The sequence below is a fragment of the Trichocoleus sp. DQ-U1 genome, from assembly GCF_039961925.1.
Taxonomy (GTDB): Bacteria; Cyanobacteriota; Cyanobacteriia; order Cyanobacteriales; family FACHB-T130; genus FACHB-T130.
Map to the genome: position 1 here is coordinate 1 of NZ_JAMPKB010000107.1, position 13,843 is coordinate 13,843.

Annotated in this window: 13 protein-coding genes and 1 pseudogene; 9 read left to right on the forward strand and 5 right to left on the reverse strand. The window is 48.4% G+C overall.

Features of this window, described 5'->3' with window-relative positions:
* A pseudogene (locus NDI34_RS25455) lies at positions 1-97 on the forward strand (IS5/IS1182 family transposase); the annotation flags it as partial.
* A gap of 431 nt (positions 98-528) precedes the next feature.
* On the opposite strand, the gene NDI34_RS25460 reads toward NDI34_RS25455, so the two are convergent.
* Positions 529-1,044 carry a GrpB family protein gene (locus tag NDI34_RS25460; protein ID WP_348234208.1) on the reverse strand — a complete coding sequence of 172 codons (516 nt, stop codon included), beginning with the start codon at positions 1,042-1,044 and terminating at the stop codon, positions 529-531.
* Between the two features lie 17 nt (positions 1,045-1,061).
* A complete protein-coding gene (locus tag NDI34_RS25465) occupies positions 1,062-2,180 on the reverse strand; it encodes an FAD-dependent oxidoreductase (protein WP_348234209.1) in 1,119 nt (372 codons plus the stop codon).
* A gap of 80 nt (positions 2,181-2,260) precedes the next feature.
* On the opposite strand from NDI34_RS25465, the gene NDI34_RS25470 reads away from it, so the two are divergent.
* The 5 genes from NDI34_RS25470 to NDI34_RS25490 all read left to right on the forward strand — a co-directional run bounded on the left by NDI34_RS25470 (position 2,261) and on the right by NDI34_RS25490 (position 6,199).
* Positions 2,261-3,103 (forward strand): YaaW family protein, encoded by an 843-nt coding sequence (locus tag NDI34_RS25470; RefSeq protein ID WP_190531840.1) that lies wholly within the window; start codon positions 2,261-2,263, stop codon positions 3,101-3,103.
* 30 nt (positions 3,104-3,133) lie between these two features.
* Positions 3,134-4,549, forward strand: a complete 1,416-nt coding sequence (locus NDI34_RS25475; RefSeq protein ID WP_348234210.1) for an O-antigen ligase family protein — start codon at positions 3,134-3,136, stop codon at positions 4,547-4,549.
* Complete coding sequence (locus tag NDI34_RS25480) at positions 4,546-5,055, forward strand: DUF5063 domain-containing protein (protein WP_348234211.1); 510 nt, start codon at positions 4,546-4,548, stop codon at positions 5,053-5,055. The genes NDI34_RS25475 and NDI34_RS25480 overlap by 4 nt, the downstream gene beginning before the upstream one ends.
* A 224-nt stretch (positions 5,056-5,279) precedes the next feature.
* Positions 5,280-5,888 (forward strand): J domain-containing protein, encoded by a 609-nt coding sequence (locus NDI34_RS25485; RefSeq protein ID WP_348234214.1) that lies wholly within the window; start codon positions 5,280-5,282, stop codon positions 5,886-5,888.
* A 38-nt stretch (positions 5,889-5,926) separates the two neighbouring features.
* Positions 5,927-6,199 carry a DUF3143 domain-containing protein gene (locus NDI34_RS25490; RefSeq protein WP_190412046.1) on the forward strand — a complete coding sequence of 91 codons (273 nt, stop codon included), beginning with the start codon at positions 5,927-5,929 and terminating at the stop codon, positions 6,197-6,199.
* A gap of 98 nt (positions 6,200-6,297) precedes the next feature.
* Here the strand turns inward: NDI34_RS25490 and NDI34_RS25495 are convergent, their stop codons facing one another.
* From NDI34_RS25495 to lysA, 3 genes are all read right to left on the reverse strand, one after another.
* Positions 6,298-7,047 carry an isoprenyl transferase gene (locus NDI34_RS25495; RefSeq protein ID WP_348234212.1) on the reverse strand — a complete coding sequence of 250 codons (750 nt, stop codon included), beginning with the start codon at positions 7,045-7,047 and terminating at the stop codon, positions 6,298-6,300.
* Positions 7,044-7,958, reverse strand: coding sequence for a diadenylate cyclase CdaA (gene cdaA / locus NDI34_RS25500; protein ID WP_190412044.1), 915 nt, complete (start codon positions 7,956-7,958; stop codon positions 7,044-7,046). Before cdaA ends, NDI34_RS25495 begins: the two co-directional genes overlap by 4 nt.
* Before the next feature lie 528 nt (positions 7,959-8,486).
* The gene (gene lysA / locus NDI34_RS25505; protein ID WP_348234213.1) at positions 8,487-9,953 is read right to left on the reverse strand and encodes a diaminopimelate decarboxylase; all 1,467 of its coding nucleotides are present in this window, start codon (positions 9,951-9,953) and stop codon (positions 8,487-8,489) included.
* 71 nt (positions 9,954-10,024) lie between these two features.
* Here lysA and rimI point away from each other — a divergent pair, with 71 nt between their 5' ends.
* From rimI to NDI34_RS25520, 3 genes are all read left to right on the forward strand, one after another.
* Complete coding sequence (gene rimI / locus NDI34_RS25510; RefSeq protein WP_190426405.1) at positions 10,025-10,675, forward strand: ribosomal protein S18-alanine N-acetyltransferase; 651 nt, start codon at positions 10,025-10,027, stop codon at positions 10,673-10,675.
* A 273-nt stretch (positions 10,676-10,948) separates the two neighbouring features.
* Entirely contained in the window at positions 10,949-13,429 is a 2,481-nt protein-coding gene (locus tag NDI34_RS25515) for an ATP-dependent Clp protease ATP-binding subunit (RefSeq protein WP_190438830.1), read from the forward strand.
* Positions 13,430-13,708: 279 nt separating this feature from the next.
* The coding region (locus NDI34_RS25520) for an IS630 transposase-related protein (protein WP_348232470.1) at positions 13,709-13,843 on the forward strand (135 nt) is incomplete at its 3' end.

The following is a 13,843-nucleotide window of genomic DNA, read 5'->3' on the forward strand; positions in this document are numbered from 1 at the left end:
AGAACAATACCGCAATCGTCGTCGGCGATTTGGATTCCGTTTCAACCTCATTGCCGCGATCGTTAATATTGAACTGCTCCGTTCCCAATCTGCCTGATTCACGCAAGAGGTCTATTATTTAGATTCGTTAAAACTATTAATCCAGAAATTTCTGGGTTACGAATCTTTGTCTCCTGTCTTAAAACATATAACAAAACATTACAGAATGTAAAGTTTTCTTTACATTGGGGGAGACAGAGGTCACACTATCTAAGGCTGCCAAGAATCGGATTTATTCATACAGGGTCTAGGGTTGATGGCAATTTCCATCCCCCAAATGTTATGAAACGGTTTGTAAATACTGGTGTTTGATGAACGCTCTCGCCTTGAAAATCACTAGCAGCTAATGGCAGACAAGCAGCGATCGCAACTTTGCGCGGTTTGCTCTTTTGCCGCAACAGAGTTGTATTTGGCTGTGTAACGTTAAATCGGGCAATGCTAAGAAATCGCTGCTAAAAAACTTTCTCCGGGTAGCGATCGCTGCTTATCTTAGATAATTTGCCGCCATGCCCTAGCATTTGAGAGTAGCTGCTCAATTAAAGGAGCCTTTGCCTGGACGTAGCCCTCTCGATCTAGCCGGAATTGTACCGCTAACTCGCGCTTCAAAGCGTCGTATTGCTTCGCCTTCTCTGGGTGCGCCCTGAGAAAATCGCGGAAGATCAGCTGGTTTTCCCAAACCTGATTTCCTCGTTTCACCAGATGGAGATGGTGAGTGCGGGGCATCCCTTTGCGAAAGAAGTGCCGTCCTGGAACACCCAACTCACCTTGGTAGAGATAGCCGAGTGTTTCGACAGATGTAATCTGATCGACGCTGGGTGGTAACTCCTCCAAGCCTACGAGAATATCAATGATTGGTTTAGCTGCTAATCCTGGCACTGAGGTACTGCCAATATGGTGGATGTCCAAGACGGCATTACCGAGGGCGTGGAGAATCTGGAGTTTTTCCTGCTCAAATTGGATAGGCCAATTGGTATCGTAATCAACCACTTGGATCAAATCTTCCATCGGTTTAAATTAACTCCTTAGCGATCGCTCCTACCGGATATTTGCTGGAGGGCTTCTAAAAAACTTTCTCCCGGCAAGCTTCGCATTTCCATCTGTTGATTAATCTTGATAGCAGCAGCTAATCCAGAATTCATCGCCCCTTCTACCAAGTTTCCCTCACACCAATCGCCACAACAAATTAGAGGCAACGGTGTCCCAGCGTCCAGGCAATCTTGATGCAAAGGACGACTGGGAAAAGCATAGCGCCAGCGATGGATTTGAAACCATTCGGGAGAATCTAGCCACGGAACAAGTAACTGTGCAGCACGGGATAACATCTGGCGTGCAACTGGGTTTAAATCTTCGGCGTCTAGGTAATGTTTGGCAAATTCAGCGGTGCTGTGCAAAACAAAGACTGGTATCTGGGGATTGGGGCGTTTGCTGCTGTCTAAACCAATCCACGCTAAGTCAGAGTCGTGTGTAACATCTAGGTGTAACGGGAAATTTCCCGTCTCTGCATTACTTAAATCTTGCTCTCGAGAAGCTGGATAACACGCCATGACACTGAGACAGGGGTCAAACTCCACAGCGCGTAAACTATCTAGAAATTGAGTTGGTATGGTTTTGGCTAAGGGTTCCAGTAGCATCAAAGCTTGAGGCGCTGGAATTGCCACGACAACAGCTTTAGCAATTAATGGGTCGGCTTTCTGCTCAAAAGTGAAATGCCAAGTTTTCTCATCAGTTGCGGTAATTTCCTGAACCCGTTGATTCAGCCGCATTTCTAAACCTGTAGCGAGGAATTTAGCGATCGCATTCATCCCCATTGGTGCCACATAACGGGGACGGATCGAGGATAAATTCGGCTTTGCTGGTTCCCGGCAAACAGGATTCGTCCAGGCTTGAACAATCCCCGGCTTTCCTTCAAAATCGCTTTGCTTCACCCGCAAAACATCAATAAACTTCTCAGTTAACTGCCCTTGGGGTTCTAAATAACGCAAGCCATGATCGGCACAAGTCCCCTGCAATCGGCGCGTTGCCACCCTTCCCCCAACGCCACGAGATTTGTCAACGACGACCACTTTATATCCAGCTTGGTGCAACTGTTGAGCAACGGTCAGTCCCGCGATACCTGCACCAATTACGGCGACATCAAACACTACGGATAACCCTCAGTCTTCAAGTATATAGAAGTAGAATAAGGGACAGCACCGAATCTGGGGTCTGGGAGGAATTGAAGTTGGACGAGCTGAGAGCCGCGCTGGAATTAGCCACAGAAGAAGAGTTACAGCAACTGACAGATATTCTATTTCGCCGCAAATTTAACCCCTTAGATTACGTTCAGACACCTGACCCGATCGACATTCAAAGCCAAGATCACGAAGATTGGTTGGATGCGATCGAGCAGAGATTTCGCTTTTTAGCGGCGGATGGAGTGACAGTTTTGCGAGGACGCACGGGTGAAGTCACTTATCGACAAATTTTGATCCAAGTTTGTCGATATCTAAAAATTCCCTATTCTGCAAAACTTTCAACGACCGATTTAGAAGCAGAAGTATTTCTCAATCTGATGGGTCGGGCGTGGAAACAAATGCCTCGACACGAACAGAAAGCGTTAACTGCCAGAGTACAGCGATCGCTAGCAAAGTCTCAACTCTCCGAACCCCTGCCATTACAGTTGCAACACGACCCGATGGCTTTACTCGTCAAGGGAGGCAGTGCCCTTGCCGTCAGTTCCATTGTCCAGCCGCTGCTGCTACAACAACTTGCCCGTCAGTTTGCGATTCATTTTGCTAGCTATCAAGTCGCCAAAGAAACGGTTATCCAAGGCAGTGCTGCGGCTGCTGCACAGTTCCAAAATTATATGGTGCTACAAACCGCTAAGCGGGGGATGGCAATGAGTGCCGCCCGTTATGGTGCCATCCGCAGTGTATTTGCATTGGTGGGACCCGCGATGTGGGCGTGGTTTTTTGCCGATTTGGGCTGGAGAGCGATCGCGACTAATTACGGTCGGATTATCCCTATCATCGTTGCCTTAGCGCAAATTCGCCTAACTCGTGCCGAATGCTGGGAACCTGCTTAGGAGTTAAAAGTCAAAAGTTAAAAATTAAAAATGAAGAAATCCCCGTTTTTAATTTTTAATTTCCCATTTTTAAGTCGGCATCCCGACCCCAGCTTGCAAGCATCTTGGCACTATGCTCAACTGGGGTTTCTGTTTTTTCCCTTGATTCCTATTCTGGGTGCTATTGGAATATTTATCGGATTAGTCGGCACCTGGAGAAAAAAATATCCCACAATTATCCGACGCCCTCTCAATCGCGGATTTGCTATTTTTTGCACCTGGGTAATTATTTCAGCTAGCTTCGCCCCTTTTCCTTTAGAAGCCTTGCTGGGATTGTTTAATTTCCTCCCCTTTTTCATCTTTTTTGCTGCCTATAGCGAACTCATTCAGACACCAGCACAACTGCGACGGTTAGCTTGGATTTTGGTGGTGCCTTCTGTACCCGTGGTCATTCTCGGCTTCGGACAGATATTCTTGGGTTGGGCTAGCCCAGCGCTATTGGAAGGTATTGTAGGTTGGGCGCTACAACCCAAAGGCAATCCCATCGGGCGGATGGCTTCGGTGTTTATGTATGCCAACATTTTGGCAGCCTATCTGCAAATTGTGTTTATTCTGGCACTGGGATTGTGGATTGAAGAAAGCAAAAAGCGATCGCCCCAATCTCGCCGCTTACGCACCGCCACGCTAGAACAAAGGGCGGAAGCAAAAGCTAAAACAAAATATATTTTTCCCTTTCCGTTTACCTGGCGAATTGGGTTTCTGAGTGTAGCGGTAATTGGAAATGCTGCTGCACTGATTTTGACGAATTCCCGCAATGCTTGGGCGATTGTCGTTCTTAGCTGCCTTGCCTTTGCCTTCTACCAAGGTTGGCGTTGGCTAATCGCCGGAGTGGGGGCGATCGCTACTAGCATCCTCTGGGCAGCTTTTGGCCCTTCACCTGTGCGCGAATGGCTTCGCACGATTGTCCCCTATTACTTTTGGGCGCGACTCACCGACCAAATGTATCCAGATCGACCCGTGGCGTTGTTACGGACAACTCAGTGGCAGTTTGCTTGGTCGATGACTCAGCAACGTCCCTGGACTGGCTGGGGTTTAAGGAACTTTACCCCACTCTACGAGACACAGATGAAAGTTTGGCTGGGGCATCCCCACAGTTTGCTGTTAATGCTAACTGCTGAAACTGGCATCCCCGCAACCATTTTCTTCTGTGGTTTAGTTGGCTGGGTGATGGTTCAAGCTGTCCTATTATTACGAGAGACGCAATTAATCGCGTCCCTACAAAATAAATTAATTCTATTCAGTTATTTAGTTGCTTTTGGTGCCTGTACCCTATTTAACAGTGTAGATGTCAGTATATTTGATTTACGGGTGAATACCTTGGGATGGTTGCTTTTAGCAGCAATTTGTGGAGTAGTTTATCAAAAGAGAGCGATCGCTACTAATTTTATAGAGAAATCACGCTCGTGAATTATAACTATATTACCAGGCAAAAAATAATTAATAATTTTGTCGAAATTGTAACAGAATTTTGCGCTTTAATTGATCAACAAGAAGCTATAGAGCCACATCAGTTTATTAAGCAAATATCTAAAATACTTGCAAAACTTTACGCAGCGGTTATGGAGTTGATTAATATTATTCCTGATGAACAAGAAATAATAGAAAATTTTAAAATCACCGAAGGTGTACCTAAAGTTTATCAAGGAATTCAAAGCAAGCTGGGTCAATACAACTTTTATTGGGAAGTTTTTAATCCGTTAGAGGAAGATGAGGCTGTTGTAGGCGATTTAAGGGACGATTTAAGGGATATATATCGAGATATCAAAGAAGGTTTTGTTGCTTTCGAGCGAGGTCACGTTAACTATGCAATCTGGCATTGGAAATTCCATTTTATTGTTCATTGGGGCGACCATCTTGTGGATGCCCTGCGCGTCCTTCATCGGATAAATAGCAACCATTTAAACACTGATTAGCACCTACCGCACCACAGGAGAAGGGCGATCGCATCCTTTCCCCATCTCCCTCTATACCCTGCGACGGCAAGCATTGAACGCAATAGCCCCAGCATTCGATGCGGCGAGATAATGTGGGGCGTCCTATGCGATCGCTTAGAATAATTGAAACGCACTCTTAACCCAAGCAGAGTGAAGCTGCGGTGACTCAAAATAGGGAAAATCCGAATAATGAAGGTCGCCGGATGCCGTATCAAACAACCTTGGCGACCAGTCATTACGCCTTGCTAGGGCTGCACCCTTCGGCGTCCCCGATCGAAATTCGACGGGCATATCGAGAATTAAGCAAACACTACCATCCCGATACCACAGAATTGCCTGCTAACATAGCAACCGCTAAGTTCCAGCAGCTCAATGAAGCCTATTCCACCCTTAGCAATCCACAACGACGACTGGCTTATGACCTAAAAATTGGCTATTCCCGCATTAGTGTAATTCAAGCACCGCCAAACTTGAATTCTCCGTCCCAACCCAAAAAGGCATATTCTTCTTCAGCCTACTTAGACCCAACCGATCGCCCCCTCTCTCCAGGAGAGATTTTTGTCCTATTCATCATGGGTTTAACCTTTGTGGGTTGCCTATTGTTAGCGATCGCCATTGGCTTAACGCGAGGAGAAGCCGCCTTCCAGGTTTCCGGGCTAGAAACCCTGCAACCAGTCGAGCAGCAGGCGACTCCTCATCTTCCTGTTCATCCTCATCATCTATTTAAACCTGTGGCATCTGGGTCGCGCCTTGCCCCACTCATCCCTCAAAACAAGCGAGTTAATTCAATCTACTTGCCGGATGACAGATAATTTGGGACAATCCGCCCCTAACCGAATTAAAACGACCTATGACTCTTCCCACTGCTGATACACCCCTCTATAACCATCCCTTACCTGATATTGAACAGTGGCTCAAAAAGATGGGATGTCAACAAGACCGAACTCAGCTGCACTGTTGGCACATTGCTAGACCTTTTTGGAAAGCAGAGCTGTCTCTAGATGTGGAGGAGCTAACCGTGCGCTATCTAGAAGCGGGTGAAGGCGGACGAGATATCCTGCGCTCCTTCAAATATTCTCTGACTCGCCAAGATGTAGAGGACGCCGTCTTTGCAGGCCCTTAGAAAGAGTTTTGAGTTTTGAATCTTAAATTCCAGAAATCAGTCAAAATAGAGACGCGAGCGCTCGCGTCTCTACAAATTTACTGATACTTTGCCAATCTTCATACTTTGCCGAAACGGCGATCGCGCTGTTGATAGGCACACAAAGCCCGGTGAAACTCCGCCCGGTCAAAATCAGGCCACAGCGTCTCTGTGATATAGAGTTCCGCATAAGCTAATTGCCAGAGCAGGAAGTTCGAGAGGCGCATTTCCCCGCTGGTGCGAATCAGTAGGTCAGGATCGCCAACTTTGGCAGTATAGAGGTGGCGTGAAAACAAAGCTTCATCAATTTCATCAGGCTGTAAAACACCTTCCTGCACCTGAGTCGCGATTGCTCGACAAGCTTGCAGAATTTCCTGGCGTCCCCCATAATTAGTTGCCACAGTAAACTGAATGCTGGCATTGTGCTGAGTTTCAGCCATTGACCGCTCAATTTCTACCTGGAGACTTCGCGGTAAATCGGCTAAATTTCCCATAAAGTTGATTCGCACATTCTCCTGCACCATTTCCCGGAGTTCCTGCCGCAACACCCCCTCAAACAAGGTCATTAAAAAATCAACCTCTTCCAGCGGTCGTTTCCAATTTTCCGTAGAAAACGCATAAGCAGTCAGCGCTGGAATTCCCCAATCCTTACAGCAGCGCAGTAAATCCTTCAGCGCATAGACCCCCCGCCGATGACCCATAATTCGAGGTAGCCCTTGGCGTTTGGCCCATCGACCATTTCCATCCATGATTACTGCCACATGTTTGGGCAGGCGGTCTCGATCGAGGTCAGCAGGCAAATTTTGTAAGACAGTTGATTTTGAAGTCATTTCTTGTCACGAGAACCCGGTGGTGGAAGACGAAGCAAACGCGAAACCAGTGCCTTTCCCCGATCGCTAATCTGACGTCCCAAACTGCGTAGACCGGGGGCGACGGCCCTCTCTTCGCTTGACGTGGAGAATCGCGTCTCTAAGAGTTCTTTCAGTTTACTGCTGGTTAGGGGGCGATTCAGTCCCCCCCTCTCCGCTAAAGAAATAGAGCCGGTTTCTTCAGATACAACGATACATAGGCAATTTTCGACCCGCTCCGTAATTCCCATTGCTGCCCGGTGCCGCGTCCCCAGTTGCCGCGATGCCGTCCGCTCAGAAAGGGGCAAAATCACCCCAGCGGCAACAATGCGGGAGCCACTAATGAATATTGCGCCGTCGTGCAGGAGCGTAGATGTTTGAAAGATAGTTTGTAGGATTTCCTTAGAAACCTCAGCATTTAATTTGACGCCTTGAACGGAAAAATCCCGCTCATCAATTGGCCCGGTCGTTTCCAGTACGATCAAAGCACCCGTGCGGTTTTGGGACAATTCTTTGACCGCATCCACAATTTCATCAATAACACTATCTGCCTTGGGAATCGCTCGTCGGGAGGGTTGCAGCAACTGCATCAGTTCTCCCCTGCCCAATTGTTCCAGAAACCGACGAAATTCTGACTGGAAAATGACAGCCATCGCCACAGCCGAGCCAACTACCAACTTTTCCAGGACAAAACTCAACAGTACCAGCCCCAGGCGATTACTCACGGCTGAGGCTAGCATTAAGACAATCAAACCCCGTACCATCCACAATGTGCGACGCTCCCCGATAAAGAGTAGCACCAGATACGTGAGGATGAGAACTAAAACAATATCAATGCTTTGAAGCAACAAGGTCGAAGTTCCGGGAGGGTCTTGACCGGGACCCAAATTCATTGAACCTTATCAGATTTGCTGAAGTTTGCTGGATACGGGCGAGTTTAAAGGCAGAAGGCAAGAATGTAAAAAGCAAGGAGAGCAGTTAGCTATTGGCTTGAATTAACAGTTTAGAGTCTAAATCTAGTGTACCTGTGGTTACGTCCCAGCTAAACAGTTAATAGCTAATTACTGTTTCTATTTTTTACTTTCTTTTTCCCTTAAAGCTCGATTTTAGCTGAAGCGCCCCCTTGGGTACTAGCGAATTAGGTAGTGAGTCGTAGGATTTTCCGATGACTGACATCTTGCATCAATCGACTATATAGCGTATATAGCGGTTTTCCATTGCGTTCAACACACATGGTAAGAGCGTTTGCGTGAGCTGTGCGCCCCTACATAGCCCTCATGTCAAAGAGCATGAGGGCTATGTATATGTATTCCCCTGCCCTCTCCTTGACGAAAGGGGAGAAAAGCCTCCCTCCTTTGATTAAGAAGAGACTAAGCGGCAGGGATTTTAGTTGACCGCATTGGTGCAAAAAAATTCCCAATCTAACTAACTACTAATCGCTCAGGTAGACGATCCTGCCGAATTACATCCTGGTAGGTTTCCCTCTGCAAAATCAGATTAGCTTCTCCTCGACCTACTAAAACCGCTGCTGGACGAGACAGGCGATTGTAATTAGAAGCCATGCTGTAATTGTAGGCACCTGTGCCCATGACGACGAGAATATCTCCCGGCTCAGTTTTCGGTAGCGATGCTTCTTTGATCAGAATGTCTCCAGATTCGCAGTGTTTACCGGCAAGGGTGACAGTTTCTGTCAAGGGTGCCGACATCCGGTTGGCAACAACGGCTCGATACAGGGATTGGTAGGTGATGGGACGGGGATTGTCAGACATTCCGCCATCAACGGATAGGTAGGTGCGGATGTCGGGAACGACTTTTGATGAGCCTACGGTGTAGGCGGTGACGCAGGCAGTCCCAATGAGCGATCGCCCTGGTTCGCACAATAATTTAGGTAAGGGGATTTGTTGAGATTGGCAGGCTGCGGTAATGGCATCGCTGACAGTTTTGACCCACTCATCAATACTGGGAGGATCGTCTGATTCGGTGTAACGAATTCCCAAGCCACCCCCGACATTTAACTCTTTGACGGGCAATCCATTGGTGGCTGCTTTTTTAAACCACTCCACCAAAACCCCTGCGAGATCGTGATGGGGTTGGCGCTCAAAGATTTGGGAACCGATATGGGCGTGCAACCCGATACAATCTAAAGTTGACTGCTGGCTGATAAAAGCAAAGACTTCCTCTAATTGGTTAGGATCGAAGCCAAATTTGCTATCGAGGTGTCCGGTGCGGATGTATTCGTGAGTGTGACATTCAATGCCAGGGGTGAACCGCAGCATGATCCGGATTTTGGATTTTGGATGATTAGAGGGGTTAACCTCTGATTCCTTAGGCGTTTGTCCCGATTCCAAAGCCGCGAGGGTGCGTAGCTCTAACCAGTTGTCTACTACAACCGTGCAGCCGGTTTCAACCGCTAGAGTCAGTTCTTCACGGGATTTGTTATTGCCGTGAAAATAAATTTTGTCGGGACTGACGCCAGCTTGCAGCGCCGTGTAGAGTTCGCCGCCAGAGACGACATCGATCCCCAAGCCTTCACTCGCAGCGATCGCGCAAACGGCTAGACAACTCCAGGCTTTAGAAGCATACAGTACCTGAGATTCACCGCCATAATAGCGGCTTAAACCATCCCGATATTGACGACAAGCTGTCCGCAGCGTTTCTTCGTCCAAAATATAAAGGGGCGAACCAAATTGCTGCACGAGTTTCGTGACGTCACAACCACCAATTTCCAGGCAGTCGCGGCTGTTAACCCCAGATGTCAGGGGCAAAAGTTCCTGATTGGGTGAGCGATCTACACTGACGTGATGATTTGCGTCTGTACAGGTTGTAGGGGTAAGCGGTAAATATTGCCGTCCAGAATTTTGAACCCCGACTGGTTGAGTCGATAACATGATCTAATAGTTGTCCTTGGATGCTTAACAGGCGTGAATGCGTCTTGTTTTTCAGTCTACAATTGAAAACTGTGAATTTTTTGCAACTTCAGCCGCTGACAGCAGAGCAGCTCTTGGCGGTAGTGGAACTAGACCAACTGTGTTTTGGTCAACTCTGGACTCTAGACGGTTACAAGCGAGAGTTAGCAAGTCCCAATAGTGACTTGCTAGTTATAGAAGAATTTAGCGGCAAGGAACGAGAGGTAATCGGTCAATCCACTCAGTACGTGGGGGAAAACGCCGCCCCGACTGCATTGAGTCCGGAAGGAGATCCGCCTCTAGAGCGATCGCTCGTGGGCATCGGATGTCTCTGGGCAATCTTAGAGGAGGCGCACATTACGATTTTGGGAGTGCATCCCAACTATCGGGGTCAGGGCTTGGGGCAGGCACTGCTTTATGCCTTGCTCAAAAAAGCCTGGAAGCGCCGGTTGGAGTGGGCAACGCTGGAGGTGAGAGCATCGAATCGACCTGCCCAGTCTCTCTACGAGAAATTTGGGTTTCAGGAAGTTGGTAGGCGTCGGCGCTATTACAAAGATACGGGCGAAGATGCTTTGATTTTGTGGCGTAGCGGTCTTCAAGCACCCGAATTTCCGCAAACCTTAAGCGACTGGCATTCCTCAATTGGCGATCGCTTCCGTTACTCTCATCGGCAGTTCTTGGAAGCCGATGAAGTTAAAGGATAGAAGGTTGACGGTTATAAGGTTCGGTTATAAGGTTGTAGGGGACATGGTGGTTCAACTGGCGTTTTTTGCCAATGTGTCAATTTACTCACTTTTTTGCCCCGTCAATTTTCTAACTTTAGATAGTAGCGAGAGACTAGCGATCGCTGAGTTCTACCAACAAAGTCAGAAAAATCTTGCGGGATAGATTTCATCTATCTTCAATGTGACAGCCGGATAAAAACCCTATGCTAGAATCACCATTACAGGCACGCAGCAGGGGAAACGAAATCCGCCATGTTTGAACGCTTCACAGAAAAAGCCATTAAGGTAATCATGCTGGCCCAGGAAGAAGCTCGTCGCCTGGGACACAACTTCGTCGGTACGGAGCAGATCCTCCTGGGTCTAATTGGAGAAGGAACCGGCGTCGCCGCCAAAGTCCTGAAATCTATGGGCGTCAACCTCAAGGATGCTCGGATTGAGGTGGAAAAAATTATCGGTCGTGGTTCTGGCTTTGTGGCGGTAGAAATTCCGTTCACCCCCAGAGCCAAGCGCGTCCTGGAGTTATCTCTAGAAGAAGCTCGCCAACTAGGGCATAACTACATCGGGACGGAACACCTGCTACTGGGTCTGATCCGAGAAGGAGAAGGGGTTGCTGCCAGAGTGTTGGAAAACCTAGGGGTTGACCTCACGAAAGTGCGGACGCAAGTGATTAGAATGCTGGGAGAGACGGCAGAAGTCTCTGCGGGGCAAAGTAGCGGACGCACCAAGACCCCGACATTAGATGAGTTTGGCTCTAACCTGACCCAGATGGCATCAGAAGGCAAACTCGATCCAGTCGTCGGTCGGGCGAAAGAAATCGAACGGGTCATCCAAATCCTGGGACGCCGCACGAAGAACAACCCAGTGCTGATTGGGGAACCCGGAGTTGGTAAGACAGCGATCGCGGAAGGGTTGGCGAGTCGCATCGCAAACAACGATGTACCCGACATCCTGGAAGAAAAGCGCGTAGTCACACTAGATATTGGCTTGCTGGTAGCGGGCACCAAATACCGGGGTGAATTTGAAGAGCGCTTGAAAAAAATTATGGATGAAATCCGCTCAGCGGGGAATGTCATCCTAGTAATCGACGAAGTTCACACCCTGATTGGTGCAGGTGCCGCAGAAGGTGCCATCGACGCGGCAAACATCCTGAAACCCGCCTTGGCGAGAGGGGAATTGCAGTGCATCGGCGCAACCACGCTAGATGAGTACCGCAAGCACATCGAACGGGATGCCGCCCTAGAGCGTAGATTCCAGCCGGTGATGGTCGGTGAGCCGACGGTTGCCGAAACCATTGAGATTTTGTACGGGTTGCGCGAACGCTACGAGCAACACCACAAACTGAAAATCTCCGATACAGCCGTAGAAGCTGCTGCCAAGCTTTCAGATCGTTATATTTCCGACCGCTACTTGCCGGATAAAGCGATTGACCTGATTGATGAAGCCGGAAGCCGCGTGCGCCTGCTCAACTCTCAGTTGCCCCCCGCAGCGAAGGAATTGGATAAAGAACTGCGTCAGGTTCTCAAGGATAAGGATGACGCAGTCCGGAGTCAAGACTTCGACCGGGCAGGAGAATTGCGCGATCGCGAAATGGAAATCAAAGCCGAAATTCGCGCGATCGCTCAAAGCAAAAAGACCGAATCCGACAAACGCGATGATGTTTCCCCCGTCGTTACCGAGGAAGACATTGCCCACATTGTCGCCTCTTGGACTGGAGTGCCGGTGAACAAGCTCACCGAATCCGAATCCGAGAAGCTGCTGCACATGGAAGACACGCTGCATAATCGGCTGATCGGTCAAGAAGAAGCCGTCAAAGCAGTTTCCAGAGCCATTCGTCGGGCACGGGTCGGCTTAAAGAACCCCAACCGACCAATTGCCAGCTTTGTCTTCTCAGGGCCAACGGGTGTAGGTAAGACGGAACTCGCAAAGTCTTTGGCTACATACTTCTTCGGTTCGGAAGAAGCGATGATTCGCTTAGATATGTCCGAATACATGGAGCGCCACACGGTTTCCAAACTGATTGGTTCGCCTCCAGGCTATGTCGGTTACAACGAAGGCGGTCAGCTCACCGAAGCAGTGCGTCGTCGTCCTTACACCGTGGTGCTATTCGACGAAATCGAAAAAGCCCACCCGGATGTATTCAATATGCTGCTGCAAATCTTGGAAGACGGTCGCCTGACCGATGCCAAGGGACGCACGGTAGACTTCAAGAACACGCTGTTGATTCTTACCTCCAACATCGGTTCTAAGGTGATTGAGAAAGGTGGAACAGGGCTTGGCTTCTTCGATACCCAAGAGAACGAAGCAGAGGCACAATACACCCGCATTCGGTCGCTGGTGAACGAAGAACTGAAGCAATACTTCCGCCCAGAGTTCTTGAACCGTCTCGACGAGATCATCGTCTTCCGCCAATTGACGAAGGACGAGGTGAAGGAAATCGCCGACATCATGCTCAAAGAGGTGATCGGACGGTTGAGCGAACAGGGAATTATCTTAGAAGTCACGGAACGCTTCAAGGATCGTCTGGTGGAAGAAGGATACAACCCCAGCTATGGTGCCCGTCCGCTGCGTCGCGCCATCATGCGCCTGTTAGAAGATAGCTTGGCTGAAGAAATCCTCAGCGGTCGCGTCTCAGATGGAGACACGGCAATTGTGGATGTCGATGAAACCACGAAGGAAGTGAAAGTGCTGCAAGGTCAGAAGCGAGAATTGCTTCCCCAAGCGGCTGAAAGTTAAAGATTAAAAATTAAAAATGAATTTGTCATGATTCATTTTTAATTTTTAGTGTTATACGGTAGAGAAGCAATAGTTTCTCTACCGTTTTTGTATGTAGCGGGCGTTTGATTAGAGTATTGCCTAATTTCAAGAAAGATTAAAAATGAACAATAGGCTTCTTACAAAAATACCGAACTTTTAATTTTCAAACACAGATGAACTCAGATGTATAGCAACCGCCAAGATAGTTAGGACGTAGAGTAGAGATCACCTGTTGTCCTGAAGTTATTCAAGCTGCTCATGGCAAACCCCTATAGTTATGACCTGCGTCAGAAGGTGATCCAAGCGATCGAGTTAGACGGCATGAAGAAAAGTGAAGCCGCACAGGTGTTCCAAATTAGTCGCAATACGATTGACCTATGGCTGAAGCGGCGA